The organism is Pseudomonas sp. RIT-PI-AD (assembly GCF_025642785.1).
GTDB lineage: Bacteria > Pseudomonadota > Gammaproteobacteria > Pseudomonadales > Pseudomonadaceae > Pseudomonas_T.
This window is the reverse complement of record NZ_JANZKU010000010.1, coordinates 117,449-135,338: the sequence shown is the minus strand read 5'-3', so window position 1 is coordinate 135,338 and position 17,890 is coordinate 117,449. Positions and strand designations below refer to the sequence as shown.

The following is a 17,890-nucleotide window of genomic DNA, read 5'->3' as shown; positions in this document are numbered from 1 at the left end:
GGTTCAGGCGGCCGGCTTCGCCGCGCCGAGGCCGCTGGCCGTGCGCAGGCGGCCCTCCAGGCGCCGTTTCAGGGCGTGCGGCTCGATCACCAGGCGCGACCCGCTGGCGGCGGCGGCGCGGCTCCAGTCCTCCAGCAGTTCCATGCAGGCGTGGTCGATGTAGTTCAGGTGCTCCAGCGGCACGTACAGCGTGGTGCCGGGGCGCACCGACTCCAGCACCTTGGCCAGCAGGGGCACCTTGAGGAAGGTGGCGGCGCCGATCAGCCGCAGCTCGGCGCGATCGGCCTCGCGGTAGACCAGGCTGACTTTCAGCCGCGACGCTTTCCAGGCCAGCTTCGCCAGGGTCAGGCCGAAGCCCACCAGCACGCCGGTCAACAGGTCGCTGCAGACGATGCTCAGCGCGGTGGCCGCGTAGATGAACATCGGCATCCGCCCGTAGCGCCCGAGCCCGCGCAGCGCCTTGAGGTCGACCAGCTTGAAGCCGGTATAGACCAGCACCCCGGCCAGGCTGGCCACCGGAATGCTCTGCAACACCCCCGGCAATAGCATGACGAACGCCAGCAGCCAGGCGCCGTGCAGGATCGCCGCCAGGCGGGTGCGCGCGCCGGCCTGCACGTTCGCCGAGCTGCGCACGATCACGCCGGTCATCGGCAGCGCGCCGAGCACGCCGCAGAGCATGTTGCCGACGCCCTGGGCGGCGAGTTCGCGGTCCAGGTTCGAGCGCGCGCCGTCATGCATGCGGTCCACCGCGGCGGCGGACAGCAGGGTCTCGGCGCTGGCGATGAAGGCCACCGCCACGGCGGCGAGCAACAGGCTGGGGTCGGCCAGACGCAGCAGGTCGGCGGGACGCAGCCAGTCGATGGCCTCGCCAAGGTTGGCCGGCACCTGTACCCGGTTGACGTCCAGGCCGAGCCATAGGCTGACGCCGGTGGCGAGGCTGACGCCCAGCAGGGCGCCGGGAAGGAACCGCAGGCGTTGCGGGCGCAGCCGGTCCCAGCCGGCCATCAGCGCGATAGTGCCCAGGCCGAGCAGGGCGGCGTCGAGGCCGAGGCCGGCGCCCATCACCGGCAAGGCCTCGCCCAGGGCGCCAGGGAACGCCAGTAGGTTGGCCAGCCCGGAGGCCTGGGGCGTGGCATCGAGCATCACGTGGACCTGTGAGAGCACGATCAGCACGCCGATGCCGGCGAGCATGCCGTAGACCACCGCCGGGGCGGTGACGCGGAACCAGCAGCCCAGGCGCAGACGCCCGGCGAGCAGTTGCAGCAGCCCGGCGAGCAGCAGGATCGGCCCGAGCATGGCCAGGCCATGGTTGCGCACCAGTTCGAAGACCAGCACCGCCAGGCCGGCCGCCGGGCCGCTGACCTGCAGGGGGGAACCGGCCAGCCAGCCGACCACCAGGCCGCCGACGATACCGGTGACCAGGCCCTTGGCCGGCGGCATGCCGGAAGCGATGGCGATGCCCATGCACAGCGGCAGGGCGACGAGGAAGACCACCACCGACGCGAGGGCGTCGCGGGGCAGGGTGTTTTTCAAGTGTTCGAGCATGATGAAGGCTCCTGCACGTTCTAGGCACATGACGGATCTCGACGCGCGCGGGGACGGGGCGTCGGGCAGGCGAAACGGTGGGAAGTCTTGTCCGGCCCGGCGTGACTGCAGCGGGCGTTGGATGACCGGCTAGGAAGGGCTGTAGCGCGGTCGGGGGGTCGCCATCGGCACCGGGTGATCGCCGTCGATCGGGCGGAATTCGCCACGCTCGGCGTCATAGGCGCGGATCGCGCAGGTCTCGATGTCGTAGACCCAGCCGTGGATGAACAACTGGCCGCTGGCCAGGCGCGAGGCCACCGACGGGTGGGTGCGCAAGTGATCCAGTTGCGAGACCACGTTTTCCTCGGTGAGCACGCCGAGGACTTCGTGCTCGGCGCAGGTGCAGTTGTCCGCCACCACGGTCCGGGCGACCTCGGCGTGGCGCAGCCAGGCCTTCACCGTGGGCATCCGCTCGAGGGTCGCCGGGGCGAGCACCGCTTTCATCGCGCCGCAGTCGGAATGGCCGCAGACGATGATGTGCTGCACGCCCAGGGCGAGGACGGCATATTCGATGGCGGTGGAGACGCCGCCGTTCATCTGCCCGTAGGGCGGCACCACGTTGCCGACGTTGCGGGTGACGAACAAGTCGCCGGGGGCGCTCTGGGTGATCAGCTCGGGAACGATGCGCGAGTCCGCGCAGGTGATGAACATCGCCCGCGGCTGTTGCGCGGTGGCGAGTTTCTTGAAGAGTTCTTCCTGCTCGGGAAACACCTCGTGACGAAAGCGCAGGAAGCCTTCGACGATGGTTTGCAAGGCTGTTTCGGCGTTCTCCGCCTCGACGGGGGCCGCGCCCGAAGGAGTGTTGTCGCTCATGTCCCTACCTCTTTTGCATGACTTGCGGAAGAAACGATCCCATGTCGCTCACGCTTCTGACGAACGCAGCGGGTCGCCGGAGCCGGCCCCCACTGCCGGGTCAACATACGGCCAGAAGCTTAAGCGAAACTGAACGGAACGCTCTAGGGCGAGCGGTTCAAGGTTTATCCGCATGTTTCCACGCGATCGCCATTGGCCAGCATGCCAGCCCCGCAAGGGCTTATCCAGCGGCAGGCCACGGCGCTACAGCAGCGACAGTTGCCCACCGGGCGGGGCGAAGCGGCTGCAATCCAGGGCGTAGCCGTCGCGGCGGTTCAGCCCCAGCCGCTTGATCGCCACCGCGAAACGCTGCGCCAGCAGGTCGGCGAAAGGGCCTTCGCCGCGCATCCGGTGGCCGAAGCGGCTGTCGTAGGTTTCCCCGCCGCGGCACTGGCGGATCAGGCTCATCACGTGTTCGGCGCGCTGCGGGTAGTGCGTCGCCAGCCACTCCTCGAACAGCGGCGCCACTTCCCGCGGCAGGCGCAGCAGCATGTAGGCGGCGTTCTGCGCGCCGGCGTCGCGTGCGGCTTCCAGCAGGCGCTCCAGCTCCATGTCGTTGACCATCGGGATCATCGGCGAACACAGCACCCCCACCGGCACCCCCTGGCCGCGCAGCACGCGAATGGCCCGCAGGCGCGCGAACGGCGCCGCCGCCCGGGGTTCGAGGATGCGCTTGAGGTCGTCGTCGAGGCTGGTCAGGCTGATCATCACCGCCACCAGGCGTTGCTCGGCCAGTTCGCTGATCAGGTCGAGGTCGCGCAGGATCAGCGAACCCTTGGTCACCAGGGTGACCGGGTGGCGATAGCGCAGCAGCACTTCCAGGCAACGGCGGGTCAGCTGGTGCTCGCGCTCGATGGGCTGGTAGGGGTCGGTGTTAGCCCCCAGGTTGATCGGCGCGCAGACGTAGCCGGGCTTGGACAGCTGCTGTTCGAGCAGGGCCGCCGCGTTGGTTTTGGCGATCAGCCGGGTTTCGAAGTCCAGCCCCGGCGACAGGTCCCAGTAGGCGTGGCTGGGCCGCGCGTAGCAGTAGATGCAGCCGTGCTCGCAGCCGCGGTAGGGGTTCAGCGAGCGATCGAAGGGCAGGTCCGGCGACTGGTTGCGGCTGATGATGCTTTTCGCCGTCTCCAGCCGCACCTCGGTGACGCAGGCCTTCGGCACCTCCTCGTACCAACCGTCGTCGCTGGGTACCGAGCGGGTGGGCGCGAAGCGGTTGTGGGGGTTGCTGGCGGTGCCACGGCCACGGGGCGGCGGGGGAAGGCTCGGCATGACGAGAGCTCGCGAGGGATACTGTTCGCATATACAGTATTCGCAGCGCCGGATGCCGGCAAGCGCCCGCGGACCGGCGGACGCGCCGCCCGCGCTCAACGCGGCGCGGACAGCCGTTCGTCTTGAGGGTCCGGCGCGCGCCGGGCATAACGCTGGGCGAGCACCGCGCAGACCATCAGCTGGATCTGGTGGAACAGCATCAGCGGCAGGATCACCGCGCCGATGGAGCCGCCGGCGAACAGCACCTGGGCCATGGGCACGCCGCTGGCCAGGCTTTTCTTCGAGCCGCAGAACACCAGGGTGATCTCGTCTTCCTTGGCGAAGCCCAGCACCCGGGCGAACCAGGTGGTGGCGAACAGCGCCAGGGCGAGGATCAGCACGCAACTGCACAACAGAGCGAACAGCGCCGGCAGCGGCACCTCGCTCCACAGGCCCTCGATCACCGCGGCGCTGAAGGCGGTGTAGACCACCAGCAGGATCGACCCCTGGTCGACGTAGCGCAGCCAGTGTTTGTTGCGCGCGACCCAGGCGCCGATCCAGCGCCGCAGCAGCTGGCCGGCGATGAAGGGCGCCAGCAGTTGCAGGACGATCTTCAGCATGGCGTCCAGCATCGAGCCGCCCTGGCCGTGGGCGTCCAGCAGCAGGGCCACCAGCAGCGGCGTGAGGAAGATGCCGAACAGGCTGGAAGCCGAGGCGCTGCAAATGGCCGCCGGGATGTTGCCGCGCGCCAGGGAGGTGAAGGCGATGGCCGATTGCACCGTGGCCGGGAGCGCGCACAGGTAGAGGATGCCGGTGTACAGCTCGGGGGTGACCCAGGGCGACAGCAGCGGCTTGAGGGCCAGGCCGAGCAGCGGGAACAGCACGAAGGTGCAGGCGAAAATCACCAGATGCAGGCGCCAGTGGGTGGCGCCGGCGATGATGGCCTCCCGCGAGAGCTTGGCGCCATGCAGGAAGAACAGCAGGCCGATGGCGAAGTTGGTCACCCAGCCGAAGCCCACCGCGACCGCGCCGCTGCATGGCAGCAGGCTGGCCAGCAGCACCACGCCGACCAGGATCAGGGTGAAATTATCGGGAAGCAGACGGGGACGGGCCATGGCGCGAAGAACCTGAGCGAGGGACGTCCGCGCACTTTAACGCGCCCCGCCCACGGCCGGCTAACGCTGGAAAGCCGAGGACTGTCGCCGAACGGACATCCTCCGCGCCGGTTCTTGCTCGGCGAGGCACGCGATCCATGGGCCGTGGGCGTCCTTGGAGCGGCGCGCCACCGAGCGCCTCGGCTTCGTACGGAGGCGGGGGCGGCCTGTCGGGCCGACCCCACCGCTCATCCGCCGGTGTGCGGGGTGACCTGCCCCAGATCGTCGCCAGAGGTGCGCGCGGAACCCTGGTCGCGCAGGTGCGCCACGTCCTTGGCATGCACCGCGTCGCCCCGATTGCCCCAGCTGCTGCGGATGAAGCTGACCACCTCGGCCACTTGTTCGTCCGACAGCCGCCAGCCGAAGCCCGGCATGGTGAAGCTGGACGGCGCGGCATGGGTCGCCGGCAGGGTTCCGCCCTTGAGCACCAGGCTGATCAGCGAGGTGGGGTCCTCGGTCTGCACCACCGGGTTGCCCGCCAGGGCCGGGAACACCCGCGCGTAGCCCTGGCCGTCGGTGCGGTGGCAGGCGGCGCAGTTGTCCACGTAGACCGCGGCGCCGGGGCGGCCGTCGTCGCCCTTCCACAGAGCGTCCGCCACCTGGCGGTCGTAGACGTGGGGCGCGTCCTGGGGATTGCGCGGCGGCAAGGCCTTCAGGTAACGGGCGATGGCGGTGAGGTCGTCGTCGCGCAGGTACTGCATGCTGTGCACCACCACGTCGGACATGCCGCCGAACACCGCGCTGCGCTCGCTGCGCCCGGTCTTGAGGAAGGCCACCAGTTGCGCCTCGCTCCAACCGCCCAGGCCGTCCTTATGGTCGCCGCGCAGGCTCTTGGCGATCCAGCCCTCCAGCGGTGCGCTGCCGGACAGGAACAGGTCGCCGTCGGCGGTGCTCAGGGCCTTTTCCTGCATGCTGAAGGCGCGCGGCGTATGGCAGGCGCCGCAGTGGCCGAGCCCTTCCACCAGGTAGGCGCCGCGCGCGGCCACCGTATCCTGGCCGGGCAGCGGGGCGAAAGGCTCGACGTCCGGGGCGAACAGCCAGCGCCAGATCGTCAGCGGCCAGCGCATCGACAACGGCCAGGGAATGTCGCTGTCGCGGTTGTCCTGCGCCACCGGCTGCACGCCGTGCATGAAGTAGGCGTAGAGCGCGCGCATGTCGTCGTCGCTGACCCGCGCGTAGGACGGGTAGGGCATCGCCGGGTAGAGCGTGCCGCCGCCCTTGGCGATGCCGTGGCGCACCGCCTTGTCGAAGTCCTCGAAGCTGTAGTCGCCGATGCCGGTCTTGTCCGGGGTGATGTTGGTGGAGTAGAGGGTGCCGATCGGCGACTCCATCGGCAGGCCGCCGGCGAACGGCTTGCCGTCCTTGGCGGTGTGGCAGGCGACGCAGTCGCCGGCGCGGGCCAGGTATTCGCCCTGGGCGACGAGCGCCGGGTCCGCCTCCTCGGCGAAGGCCGGGGTGCCGAGCAGCAGGGCGAGCGCGGTGGCAGCGAAGGTTTTCATGGCCATGCTCCTCACGCCTGCACCAGCGGGCCGGGGTTCTTCAGGTACTGCTCGCGGATCGCCCGCGCCGCCCAGTAGGTCAGCGCCGCCACCAGGCCGGTGGGGTTGTAGCCGAGGCCCTGGGGGAACGCCGAGGCGCCGGGCACGAAGACGTTGTGCACGTCCCAGCTCTGCAAGTAGCGATTGACCGCGCTGGTCTTCGGGTCGGTGCCCATGATCGCCCCGCCGTTGAGGTGGGTGGTCTGGTAGCTCTGGGTGTTGAAGCGATCGCCCGGCTGCTTGCCCATCACCGCCAGGGCCTTGGGGTTCATCGCCTCGGCGATGCGGCGCATCTTGCCGACCATGAACTGATTCATGCGGATGTCGTTTTCCTTCCAGTCGAAGGTCATGCGCAGCAGCGGCTGGCCGTAGGCGTCCTTGTAGGTCGGATCCAGGTCCAGGTAGTTGTCGCGGTAGGACTGGTGCGCACCGTGGGCGTCCATCGACAGCTGGTGGGTGTAGTAGTCGGCGGTGGCTTTTTTCCAGGCGCTGCCCCAGGCCGGCGTGCCGGGCGGATTGGAGATGCCGCCGATGGGCCGGGTGCCGGCCTGGTTGACCCAGAACGGCGAGCCGCCGACGAAGCCATGGGGGCCGTGGTCGAAGTTGTCGGCGTTGAAATCGTCCACCGCCACACCGTTGCCGCCGGCGCCGATGAAGGGGTTGGTGTGCACGTCCTTGTCGAAGTAGGCCTTGATGGTGGCCATGTTCTGGTAGGCGAAGTTACGCCCCACCACGCCTTCGCCGGTCTTCGGATCGTAGGGCTGGCCGATACCGGAGAGCAGCATCAGGCGCACGTTGTGGAACTGGAAGGCGCCGAGGATGACGAGGTCGGCGGGCTGCTCCACCTCGCCGCCCTGGGCGTCCACGTAGGTGACCCCGGTGGCCTTGCGGCCGCTGCTGTCGAGGTTGATCCGCAACACGTGGGAATTGGGCCGCAGCTCGAAATTCGGCACCTGGCGCAGCGCCGGCAGGATGTTCAGGTTGGGCGAGGCCTTGGAGTACATGTAGCAGGCGTAGCCGCTGCAGAAGCCGCAGAAGTTGCACGGCCCCATCTGCACGCCATAGGGGTTGGTATAGGGCCCGGAGGTGTTCGCCGAAGGCAGGTTGTAGGGGCTGTAGCCCACCTCCGTCGCGGCCTTCTGGAACAGCTGCGCGGAATAGGTGTTCTTCTGCGAGGCGAGCGGGAAATGGTCGGAGCGGTCCGGGGCGAAGCGATTGCCGCCCTTGCCTTCGCCGACCCTCTGGCCCTTTACCGTCCAGGCCTGGCCGGAGGTACCGAAGACCTTCTCGGCGTAGTCGAAATAGGGCTCCAGCTCCTCGTAGCTGACCCCGAAGTCCTGGATGGTCATGCCTTCGGGGATGAAGCCTTTGCCGTAGCGCTCTTCGTAGTGGCTGCGCAGGCGCAGTTCCACCGGGTCGACCCGGAAGTGCACGCCCGACCAGTGCAGGCCCGCGCCGCCCACCCCGTCGCCGGGGAGGAAGACGCCGAGCTGGCGGTTCGGCAGGGCCACGTCGTCGAGGCCGTGGCGGATGGTCACGGTCTCCCGCGACAGGTCCTGGAAGAGCTTCTTGCGGATGCTGTAGGTGAGTTCGTCGATCACCTGGGGGTAGGAACCGTCGGGGTAGGTGTCGCGCATCGGCCCGCGCTCCAGGGCGACCACCTGCAAACCGGCCTCGGTCAGTTCCTTGGCCATGATCGCGCCGGTCCAGCCGAACCCGACGATCACCACGTCGGCTTTCTTCATCGTCTTGGCCATGGCTATGCCCTCTCCCCGCGAATCGACACCGGTGGCAGGGGATAGCGCTCGCCGCGCTCGACCCAATCCATGAAGTCGGCGCGGGCGCCGGGGAAGTTGATCAGCGTCCAGCCCACCAGCCCCTTGTTGCCACCGTGGATCGGGTCGCAGAAGAAGCCTTCCTTGGTGTTGGTCAGCAGGTAGGCGAAGAACACCTTGGCCGGCAGCGCGTCGAACTCGGCCTTGCCGGCCTCGAGCAGCCCCAGGGCTTCGTCCTGGCGGGCGCCGTCCAGCTCGGCGAAGACCTTGCCGTACTGGGTGCGGCACCAGGCATCCGCCGCGGCGATGCCCAGGCGGTAGATGTCCCGCGGCACCAGCTTGAGCTGGTAGCCGAACTCCACCGGCGCGTCCGTCACGAACGGCCCCTGCATGTACCAGTTGGCGCCGGTGGCGTAGGGCGTGCTCATCTGCCGATCGATGAATTCCGGCACGCCGGCCTCCAGGGCGCCAGGGCCGTTGGCGTCGGCCGGGATCAGGCGCGCCACGGCGGCCTTGACGAAGGCCCATTCCTCGGCGGTGAAGAAGGTCGGCCGATAGGCCTCCGCCGGCGGCGCCACCGGGGTGTCGCGGGCCGCCACCGGATCGGCGGACAGCGCGGGAAGCGCGGCGCCCAATCCGCTGCCGGCGACGGTGACCACCGGGATCAGGGTGAGGGACTTACGCAGGAAATCGCGCCGGGAATCGCGAATGTCGTCGTCGGCTGACATGGGGCACTACCTATCTGGCGAACACGGTCTGTTCGGTGTGATTGACCGGTTTTCTACGGGCGTACGGTGCGCCCTGGAACGGCGAAAACCAGCGCGTTGCCTGGACTGGGCGTCCGGCGACTATCGTAAAGACTGGTTACAAATGCAGGAGGTTCAACATCATCGCCCCGCCAGGGGACGCGAGCGTGCCCATGGGCCGCCCGCGGACGCCAGGAGCGGGCGTTGTCCGGCGGCCGGCGAGCGCCGGGCCGCACGCGCCGTGGGCGACCATCGGCGCAAAAGCGCCGTTCAGGCCTGCCCGTCGGGCTTCTTCAACTTGGGGTTGGGGAAGAACTGCACCGGCTGCACCTTGGGGTCGGCGGGCTTCTTCAGGGCGCTGGCATTGACCCGGGTGGTCAACTCCTTGGGCACCGACTGGCCCTGGGCGTTGAGGGTGTCGGCGTAGCCGCAGGCGACGCACTCGCGGTGCGGCACATCGTCCAAGCTCCACATGCGGATGGTGTCCTGGGCGCTGCACGCCGGGCATACGGCACCGGCGATGAAGCGTTTCTTCGGCGCCTCGGCCTCGCTCATGCCGCCTCCGCGCTCAGGCCCAGGTGGCGCAGCAGCGCGTCGATGCTCGGCTCGCGGCCGCGGAAGTCGACGAACAGCAGCATCGGCGCCTGGGAGCCGCCGCGGGCCAGGATGGCGTCGCGGAAGGCGCGGCCGGTCTGCGGGTTGAGCACGCCGTCTTCCTCGAACTTGGAGAAGGCGTCGGCGGACAGCACTTCCGCCCACTTGTAGCTGTAGTAACCCGCCGCGTAACCGCCGGCGAAGATGTGCGCGAAGCTATTGGGGAAGCGGTTGTAGGCCGGCGGCCGCAGCACCGACATCTCGTCGCGGATGCCTTCGAGCACCTCCAGCACGCTGGGCCCGTCGCCGTGGGTGGCATGCAGCTCGAAGTCGAACAGCGAGAACTCCAGCTGGCGCAGCATGCCCAAGCCGGACTGGAAGTTCTTCGCCGCCAGCATCTTGTCCAGCAGGTCCCGGGGCAGCGCCTCGCCGGTCTGGTAATGCCCGGAGATCAGCGCCAGGCCCTCCGGCTCCCAGCACCAGTTCTCCATGAACTGGCTGGGCAATTCCACCGCGTCCCAAGCCACCCCGTTGATCCCGGACGCGCCGGCGTGCTCGACGCGGGTGAGCAGGTGGTGCAGGCCGTGGCCGAACTCGTGGAACAGGGTGGTCACTTCGTCGTGGGTCAGCAGCGCCGGTTGCGCCTCGCCCGCCGCATTCGTCACCGGCGGGGTGAAGTTGCACACCAGGTTGGCCACCGGGCTGACCAGTTCGCCGCGCGCCGTGCGGCGCTTGTCGCGGGCGCCGTCCATCCAGGCGCCGCCGCGCTTGTTGGCGCGGGCGTAGAGGTCGAAGAAGAAACGCCCGACGTGCTCGCCGTTCTCGCGGATCTCGAACAGGCGCACGTCCGGGTGCCAGCTCTCGAAGTCGTGCAGCTCGGCGATCTCGATGCCGTAGAGCTGCTGCACGAGGGCGAACAGCCCGTCGAGCACCTTGTCGACCGGGAAGTAGGCGCGCAGGGCTTCCTGGGAAATGCTGTAGCGCTGCTCGCGCAACTTCTCGCTGTAGTAGCCGACGTCCCAGCTCTGCAGGTCGTCGCAGCCCTGCTCGGCGGCGAAGGCGCGCAGCTCCACCAGGTCGCGCTCGGCGAACGGCTTGCTGCGGCGGGCCAGGTCGCGCAGGAAGTTCAGCACCTGCTCGCTGGACTCGGCCATCTTGGTCGCCAGGCTCAGCTCGGCGAAGTTGTCGAAGCCGAGCAGCTTCGCCAGCTCCTGGCGCAGGTCGAGGATCTGCGCCATCAGCGGACCGTTGTCGAAGCGGCCGGCATTCGGCCCCTGGTCGGAAGCGCGGGTGCAGTAGGCGGCGTACAGCTCTTCGCGCAGGCCGCGGTCGTCGGCGTAGGTCATCACCGCGTAGTAGCTGGGGAACTCCAGGGTGATCAGCCAGCCGTCCAGGCCCTTGGCCTCGGCCGCCTGTTTCATCTGCGCCTTGGCCGAGTCGGTGAGCCCGGCCAGCGCGGCCTCGTCGGTGACGTGCTTGGTCCAGGCCTGGGTGGCGTCGAGCAACTGGTTGGAGAAAGCGCTGGTCAGTTCGGAGAGCTTCATCTGGATTTCGCCGTAGCGCTTCTGCTCGGCTTCCGGCAGGTCGATGCCGGATAGGCGGAAATCCCGCAGGGCGTGTTCGAGGATGGTCTTCTGCGCCACATCGAAACCCTCGGCCTCCGGGCTGCTGGCGAGCGCCTCGTAGGCCTGGAACAGCGCGCGATTCTGGCCCAGTTCGGTCCAGTATTCCGACAGCATCGGCAGGCAGGCTTCATAGGCGGCGCGCAGTTCGGCACCGTTGCACACCGCGTTGAGGTGGCTCACCGGGCTCCAGGCGCGGCCCAGGCGCTCGCCCAGTTCGTCCAGCGCCAGCACCAGGCCGTTCCAGCTGGGGTGCTCGCGCTGGCTTTCCAGCAGGGGGCCGAGGGCGGCGCGGCTGTCGGCGAGGATGCGCGCGATGGCCGGCTCGACGTGTTCCGGGCGAATCTCGGCGTAGGGGGGGAGGTCGAAGTCTTGCAGAAGGGGATTGCGGGCAGTCACGGCATTCACCTGCGTACGGAAAAGAGTAAGGGTGTGACCACAACCCGGTGGCGTTCTCACACCCTGCATGGCCCGCATCTTAATTTAGAATCGGCTGACACCGCAGCCCGAGAGGTTTCTATCGTGACGATTCGGAATTACCGGGGCCAGGCGCCCCAGCTCGGCGAACGGGTGTTCGTCGACGCCTCCGCCGTGGTCATCGGCGACGTGACCCTGGGCGAGGACAGCTCGGTCTGGCCGCTCACGGTGATCCGTGGCGACATGCAGCGCATCCACATCGGCGCGCGCACCAGCATCCAGGACGGCAGCGTCCTGCACATCACCCACGCCGGCCCCTTCAACCCCGCCGGCTTCCCGCTGACCCTCGGCGACGAGGTCACCGTCGGCCACAAGGTGACCCTGCACGGCTGCACCCTCGGCGACCGCATCCTGGTCGGCATGGGCAGCATCGTCATGGACGGCGCGGTGGTGGAGAGCGAGGTGATCATCGGCGCCGGCAGCCTGGTGCCGCCGGGCAAGCGCCTGGAGAGCGGCTTCCTCTACGTCGGCAGCCCGGTGAAGCAGGTGCGGCCGCTGACCGAGAAGGAGCGCGCCTTCTTCGCCTACACCGCGGGCAACTACGTGAAACTCAAGGACCTGCACCTGGCCGAGGGCTACGACCGCTGACGGCGCGGCCTCAACCGCGCTGCGCCAGGTAGTCGCGCAGCCGGGCCTGGAGATAGGGCACCGCCTCGGGATGCTCGAGGAAGGTATCGATGGCCATCAGTTCCCAGAACTGGCCCTCCTCACCGAAGCGGATCGCCTCGACCTCAGCGGCGGTGAGGTCCGCCACCAGGAAATAGCTCGGCAACGCTCGCGGCCGCACGCCCGCGTAGCGTCGCTGCCAGTACAGCCGCTCCGGCGCCAGGCGCAGGGCGAACTCTCCTCCAGCTCGCGCAGCGCGCACTGCGCCGGGCTTTCCTCGCCCTCGCGGCCGCCGCCGGGCAGATCCCAATGGTCGGGGTAGGGAATGCCGGCCTTGTCGTCGCGCCGATAGACCAGGATGCGGTCCGCCAGCAGCAGGGCGAGCTTGGCGCCGTTGAAGGGGGGAACGATCATTCGTGATACCTGCAAAAAGGGCTCCGCCGCAGGATACCCCTCGAACCCGCTGAGGCATTCGCCACGGCCACGGGCGGCGGAGCCGATCCCGAAGCGCCACCAACCGGCGCGCCGCTCGCACAGAAGCCAACGCCGGGGGAACGGGATCGACTTCGCAGCCAGCCATACGCGGATCGAGCCGAATCGGCTTGATCGTGGCGGGCGATAACCGAACGGTTCGCCTGGAACTCAGCGAAACGGCCACCGGCATCAGGCTCCGCCGTCCTTCGACGGCGAACCCAAACGTGGCAAGCGCTCCTCGCCCGCTACAACCCATGACATGACTGTGGCAGTCCTCACAGTAAGGAGCGAAATCAAAGCGGTAAAATCGCCGCCTGGCTGAACGATTCAGTCAACGCCGTTTGTTTACAGGGAGGAGTTTACGTGGAAAGCATTGAAAACATTCAAGTCCATGTACGCACAAGAAATCCGGTAACACGATTCAAATACAATGCCTCAGCGGACAAATTGGATATCTGGAAATTCGATCGCGCAACTTCACTGAAGAGGCATCCACAATGGCATCAACACGATCCCCTTTTTTGCGAAATTTCAGCAGCATTTAATACCTACCACCTCGCCAGGCAAAGCCCTCAGCCCTATCCTTATTCATGCTCGCCCATGATCGACGCAATATGGTTGAAAACCATAGCCTGTACCGAAGTGCATGCGGTACAAAATAACACCCAGTGGAACAGCCGTCCGATGCAAATCGGTAATTCCGGCGACAGAGCCATAGACGACGTCTTGGGGCACGACGCGCATTGGAAAGCAATAGCCGAGCTCATAATTCCCCCCGAGTATCGATACCTGAATATCGCCAATATACGGGCCAATCCGAAAGAGAATATCATCGCGGCCACAGCCTATATCTTAATGAATAGTTGTACCTTTGCGACGGCGACATTCGTACAGGATAAAGATATAAAGGAAGTCGAAATTTCCCGGGACTTAAATAGCTATGCCAAGCTCGCCAAAGCAACGGAAAGTACGATTGATACCCTCATTCGCCTTAATCCGGAAAAGCACCCCAATCGTCTTCAGCTCGGAGACCGACTGCGCTATCAGCCTGCCGTCCGCAAAATGATGATCTATAGAACCGAGCCGCTGGATGCCGCGTCGCTTGCCGCTCTCTATAATGTTTCCGGCGACGCCCACTACGGTGCAAAACTCATATTTATCAGAAATTTGCTGGAAAATTATCATGAATAAATCGGCTCTATTTTATCTGGCAGCCCTGCGTTTCCCGACTGTTGTCTATGCCCAAGAAAATACGATGCCAGACTTCTATACGGATCTCTACCGAGAAGTCGTCTACGACGCTTCTTTCTTCCAAGGTCGATATCAAAGCATGGGCAGGGGATGCAACGGCACCTTGCTGGTCGCAGAAAGGCAGCTATCTTGGCATTCCGATTACCTCGCCTGCGACGCCGCGAGCTATCAGCCCGCGCAGGAGAAGCACGACGAAAGCGGACATTCCATTACTTATTTTCTGTCGCCTTCTTCCAAGCACTGCAAGGTAAAGATTGTCACTCTGAGCCATGGGAAAGAACCCGGTTATGTAGATGGCTGGGTAGCCAATGCGTACTCTACGCAGAGCGATTATGAGCATCAGAGAAATCCTTATTCCTGCTCTTTGGATAAAGACTTCAACCCTCGCAACAACCCTGCACCCGATGCGCAAACCCTGAAAAACGTCAGAGAGCATCTGAAAAGTTACGAGTAGGATCCGTACGAACAATCACCGCGCGAACGACAGGCAAGGCCAAAACAGACGAAGAAGCGGAGTTTATCTGCTGTAAAATGAGCAGTCTGAGCCTGTTCTAAACGCGGCATCACCGAGCGCAGGCTCTTTCGTTCGGAACCGAGGGTTCCCGCGCAGATGATTCGGCATCAGTGGACGCCTCGTCGCGATTCCTTCCTCGTGGCACGTCGACTCATGCACGACTCAAACCGCTAAGATGCGGCTTTTCTCGCCACCACCTGTCAATCGCCATGGCTTACCAGACCCTGCTCTTCGATCTCGACGGCACCCTCACCGACCCGCGCCTGGGCATCACCCGTTCGATCCAGTTCGCCCTGGGGCGGCTGGGCATCGACGAGCCGGATCTTGCCAAGCTGGAACATTTCATCGGGCCGCCGTTGCTACAGGCGTTCATGCACACCTACGGCTTCGACGAGGCCAAGGCCTGGGAGGCGGTGGGGTATTACCGCGAGCGCTTCAAGGTCACCGGGCTCTACGAGAACAGTGTTTATGCCGGAGTGAACGAGTTGCTCGAGGCCCTGAGCGCGCAAGGCCGGACGCTCTACATCGCCACCTCCAAGCCCTGGGTCTTCGCCCGGGAAATCGCCCGGCACTTCGACTTCGCCCGGCACTTCAAGGTCATCTACGGCAGCGAGCTGGACGGCGCCCGCGCCGACAAACGCGAGCTGATCGCCCACTTGCTGGCCGAGGAAGCGCTGGACCCGACGCAAACCCTGATGATCGGCGACCGCAAGCACGACCTGATCGGCGCGCGGCACAACGGCTTGCACGCCGCCGGCGTGGGCTACGGCTTCGGCAGCCGGGAAGAATTGCTGGCGGAAGCCCCGCAGCATTACTTCGCGACCCTGGACGCGCTGCACCGGGCGCTGGTCTGACACCGTGGGGCGCCCTGAAAGACCCAGGCGGCGCCAGCGAGCGGGCTTTCACGGACCGTTGCGCCTGAGCTCATGCCCGAACCCGAGGGGCACCTGACTCGACGGGATCGTTGCGAAACCAGATCGCCGCTCTGCCGGGAATAGGCGCAAGCCATCGACTGCCGCCCGATAGGCGCGAGTCCGAGCGATGTCCGACGGCCCGCCGGACATGCCGGGCTCAGCCGTTGCGCTGGTAGATGATCTTCCGGGTGCCGTAGGCGCAGCTGCCGACCACCATGTTGGGGTCCTTCACCTCGGCGGCGGGGACGATTTCCAGGGTGTAGCTGGTGGCGCCGGTGGACTGGATCTTCACCTCGATTTCCTGCTTGAGCGCTTCGCAGTCTTTCGGCGCCGCCCACAGCGAGGGGGCGGCCAGGGCGAGCAGGGCGGCAACGACGAACGTCTTCATGATCTTTCCTTGTGAAGGGCGCCTGGCGTTTCAGGTCGCTCCTGAGCGTTCGACCGGGGCCGCGGGCGGCGAGTTCGTCGCGCGGCCGGCCAACCTCTCCAGAGCGCGCTGGCGCGAGGCGTCGGACAGCTCGCCGAGCGCCTCGACCCGTCCATAGAAGCGCGGCCAATCGCCGTCGACCTCGGCGAACAGCGCGGCGAACGCCGGCACCCATTGATCGTAGAGGCCGAACGGCAACAACTTGGCGTTGTTCAGCGGACCCTCGATCCAGGTGTCGTAGCCGCTATAGCCTTGCCAGTGTTCGTCGCGCAGGGTGCGGTAGTCGCGCCGCAGGCGATCGAACTCGGCTTGCTTGGCGACGCCCATCGCGGCCTCCGGCAGGCCGCTGGCGTAGAGCGCTTCCAGCCGTTCGCGACACGCCAGGACCAGTGCGGTGAACGCCGCGCTCCGCCGGGCGCGCCCGTCCTCGGCTTCCGCCAGGCCACGGTCGCGGTGCCACTGGCGCAGCCCCTCCTGCTCGACGAAGCTGGCGAAGGACTCATTGAAGGCGGTGTCGTCGCGCAGGTAGAAGCGCTGGTGCGCCAGCTCGTGGAAGATCACCGAGGCCAGGCGATCGTCGTCCCAGCGCAGCATCGGGCTGAGGATAGGATCGTCGAACCAGCCCAGGGTGGAATAGGCCTCGACACCGCCGATGTAGGTGTCCAGGCCTTCCTGGCGCAGCAGCGCGGCGGCACCGCGCGCGCGACCGGGCTGGTAGTACCCCCGGTAGGCGACGCAGCCGGCGATGGGGAAACACTGCAGGCGCGGGGTCAGGGAATAGGCTTCGGTGGCGAACAGGTTCCACACCACGAACGGCCGGTGGATATCGGCGTACAGCCGATAACTGCGGTTGTCCGGCAAGCCCAGCCGGGCGCTGGCGAAGGCGCGCGCCTGCACGGCCAGCCCCAGACGCCGTTGCAGCACGGGATCCTGCGGGTGCTCGGCGAGGACCTCGGCGATCGGCTGTCGGACGCGCAGCAGGTCGAACTGCCCCTGGGCCAGGTGGGCGTAGTAGTCGAGGCTGGCGCAGCCGTTCAGCAGGGCGGCGAGCGCCAGCGGAACCGCGAGGCGGCGGGGAAGGTCGAGAGAGGCAACGAAGCGGGCGGGGATCATCCGCCGACCCTACCCGAACTCGCGGCGTCTCTCCAGCCCGGCGCAGCCGCCCCCTCTTGGGAGAAAAATCATGCGCAAGCCCTTGCTGTACTGCCTGTTCCCGGCGCTCGGCGCCTGTTCCCTGCTGCCACGCCCGGACCCCGACCAGGCCTGGATCGAACTCCACGACAAGGCCGGCAATACCCTGCAAGCCACCGAGGTGGACGAGCGTCCGCTGGAGGACGATCGCTACTTCCAGGTCACCCCGGGCGAACACGCCTTGCAGGTACGGCTGCAATTCGACGTCGACCCGGCCAACGTCGGTCCGGATAGCGCGGGCCTGTCGCGCACCTGCCTGCTGACCCTGGACTACGACGGGTTCGATGCCGGGCGACGCTATCGGCTGGCCACCGGCAGCTTCGGTTTCCGGCCCTGGGCGCAGTTGTACGACGAAAGCGGCAATGCGGTGGCGCGCGGGCGGGAGGGCCGCTGCGGCGATGTCTGACCGGGCGGCGGCGACGCTCGCGTATGCTCGGTGTTTTTCCACGAGGGATCATCCGATGAGCCGCGCTTCCATCCACCGCGTTTTTCCGCTGATCGCGCTCGGCCTGAGCGCCTGCGCCAGCTCGACCCTGCCGACGCCGGACCCCCAACAGGCCTGGATCGACGTCTATGCCACGCCGGGGCAGACCGTCAGCGCCACCCGCCAGGACGGGCAACCGGCCGGCGACGCCCGTTATTTCCAGGTCGCGCCGGGCGCCCACGAATTGCAGGTGCGTTATCAATACGAAGTGAACAGCGCCAGCCGTGACGGCGTCAGCGAGTCGATGCAGATCACCTGCCAATTGCGGGTGAGTTACGAAGGGTTCGTCGCCGGGCAACGCTACCGGCTGGAAGTGCGGCCGCTGGTGCTCAAGGCGCAGGGATATCTGTTCGATGCCCAGCGCCGTCTGCTGGCACGGGCCGAGGTTTTGCGCTGCGGGCCGATCTGACCCTGGCAAGCGGCCCCGACGGGGCCGCCTCGC

Annotated in this window: 17 protein-coding genes and 1 pseudogene; 6 read left to right on the top strand and 12 right to left on the bottom strand. The window is 66.9% G+C overall.

The window, feature by feature from the left end:
• Nucleotides 1-3 precede the first annotated feature (3 nt).
• The 9 genes from OGL92_RS11340 to prlC form a co-directional block, all read right to left on the bottom strand.
• Complete coding sequence (locus OGL92_RS11340; protein WP_263143709.1) at nt 4-1,545, bottom strand: SulP family inorganic anion transporter; 1,542 nt, start codon at nt 1,543-1,545, stop codon at nt 4-6.
• Nucleotides 1,546-1,674: 129 nt separating this feature from the next.
• The gene (locus OGL92_RS11335; protein WP_263143708.1) at nt 1,675-2,397 is read right to left on the bottom strand and encodes a carbonic anhydrase; all 723 of its coding nucleotides are present in this window, start codon (nt 2,395-2,397) and stop codon (nt 1,675-1,677) included.
• Nucleotides 2,398-2,640: 243 nt separating this feature from the next.
• Entirely contained in the window at nt 2,641-3,702 is a 1,062-nt protein-coding gene (locus tag OGL92_RS11330; RefSeq protein ID WP_263143707.1) for a PA0069 family radical SAM protein, read from the bottom strand.
• A 95-nt stretch (nt 3,703-3,797) separates the two neighbouring features.
• Entirely contained in the window at nt 3,798-4,796 is a 999-nt protein-coding gene (locus tag OGL92_RS11325) for a bile acid:sodium symporter family protein (RefSeq protein WP_263143706.1), read from the bottom strand.
• A gap of 227 nt (nt 4,797-5,023) precedes the next feature.
• Nucleotides 5,024-6,334: a cytochrome c gene (locus tag OGL92_RS11320; protein ID WP_263143705.1), complete on the bottom strand. Its 1,311-nt coding sequence runs from the start codon at nt 6,332-6,334 to the stop codon at nt 5,024-5,026.
• An 11-nt stretch (nt 6,335-6,345) separates the two neighbouring features.
• Nucleotides 6,346-8,130: a GMC family oxidoreductase gene (locus tag OGL92_RS11315; RefSeq protein WP_263143704.1), complete on the bottom strand. Its 1,785-nt coding sequence runs from the start codon at nt 8,128-8,130 to the stop codon at nt 6,346-6,348.
• 2 nt (nt 8,131-8,132) lie between these two features.
• Nucleotides 8,133-8,876, bottom strand: coding sequence for a gluconate 2-dehydrogenase subunit 3 family protein (locus tag OGL92_RS11310; RefSeq protein WP_263143703.1), 744 nt, complete (start codon nt 8,874-8,876; stop codon nt 8,133-8,135).
• A 288-nt stretch (nt 8,877-9,164) separates the two neighbouring features.
• On the bottom strand, nt 9,165-9,449 hold the full coding sequence (locus tag OGL92_RS11305) for a YheV family putative zinc ribbon protein (protein ID WP_263143702.1): 285 nt from the start codon (nt 9,447-9,449) through the stop codon (nt 9,165-9,167).
• Entirely contained in the window at nt 9,446-11,509 is a 2,064-nt protein-coding gene (prlC, locus tag OGL92_RS11300) for an oligopeptidase A (RefSeq protein WP_263143701.1), read from the bottom strand. The genes OGL92_RS11305 and prlC overlap by 4 nt, the downstream gene beginning before the upstream one ends.
• A gap of 123 nt (nt 11,510-11,632) precedes the next feature.
• On the opposite strand from prlC, the gene OGL92_RS11295 reads away from it, so the two are divergent.
• On the top strand, nt 11,633-12,175 hold the full coding sequence (locus OGL92_RS11295) for a gamma carbonic anhydrase family protein (RefSeq protein ID WP_263143700.1): 543 nt from the start codon (nt 11,633-11,635) through the stop codon (nt 12,173-12,175).
• A gap of 10 nt (nt 12,176-12,185) precedes the next feature.
• Here the strand turns inward: OGL92_RS11295 and OGL92_RS11290 are convergent.
• Nucleotides 12,186-12,607, bottom strand: a pseudogene (locus tag OGL92_RS11290) (NUDIX hydrolase).
• 423 nt (nt 12,608-13,030) lie between these two features.
• Here OGL92_RS11290 and OGL92_RS11285 point away from each other — a divergent pair.
• The 3 genes from OGL92_RS11285 (at nt 13,031) to OGL92_RS11275 (ending at nt 15,286) form a co-directional block, all read left to right on the top strand.
• Entirely contained in the window at nt 13,031-13,858 is an 828-nt protein-coding gene (locus tag OGL92_RS11285) for a hypothetical protein (protein ID WP_263143699.1), read from the top strand.
• On the top strand, nt 13,851-14,372 hold the full coding sequence (locus OGL92_RS11280) for a hypothetical protein (protein WP_263143698.1): 522 nt from the start codon (nt 13,851-13,853) through the stop codon (nt 14,370-14,372). The genes OGL92_RS11285 and OGL92_RS11280 overlap by 8 nt, the downstream gene beginning before the upstream one ends.
• A 269-nt stretch (nt 14,373-14,641) precedes the next feature.
• Nucleotides 14,642-15,286, top strand: a complete 645-nt coding sequence (locus OGL92_RS11275) for an HAD family hydrolase (protein WP_263143697.1) — start codon at nt 14,642-14,644, stop codon at nt 15,284-15,286.
• A 217-nt stretch (nt 15,287-15,503) separates the two neighbouring features.
• Here OGL92_RS11275 and OGL92_RS11270 read toward each other — a convergent pair whose 3' ends face one another.
• Nucleotides 15,504-15,734 carry a DUF1161 domain-containing protein gene (locus OGL92_RS11270; RefSeq protein WP_263143696.1) on the bottom strand — a complete coding sequence of 77 codons (231 nt, stop codon included), beginning with the start codon at nt 15,732-15,734 and terminating at the stop codon, nt 15,504-15,506.
• 30 nt (nt 15,735-15,764) lie between these two features.
• Nucleotides 15,765-16,886 carry an aminopeptidase gene (locus OGL92_RS11265; RefSeq protein WP_263143695.1) on the bottom strand — a complete coding sequence of 374 codons (1,122 nt, stop codon included), beginning with the start codon at nt 16,884-16,886 and terminating at the stop codon, nt 15,765-15,767.
• A 70-nt stretch (nt 16,887-16,956) separates the two neighbouring features.
• Here OGL92_RS11265 and OGL92_RS11260 point away from each other — a divergent pair, with 70 nt between their 5' ends.
• Entirely contained in the window at nt 16,957-17,370 is a 414-nt protein-coding gene (locus tag OGL92_RS11260) for a hypothetical protein (protein ID WP_263143694.1), read from the top strand.
• Nucleotides 17,371-17,425: 55 nt separating this feature from the next.
• A complete protein-coding gene (locus OGL92_RS11255) occupies nt 17,426-17,857 on the top strand; it encodes a hypothetical protein (protein ID WP_263143693.1) in 432 nt (143 codons plus the stop codon).
• Nucleotides 17,858-17,890 lie beyond the last annotated feature (33 nt).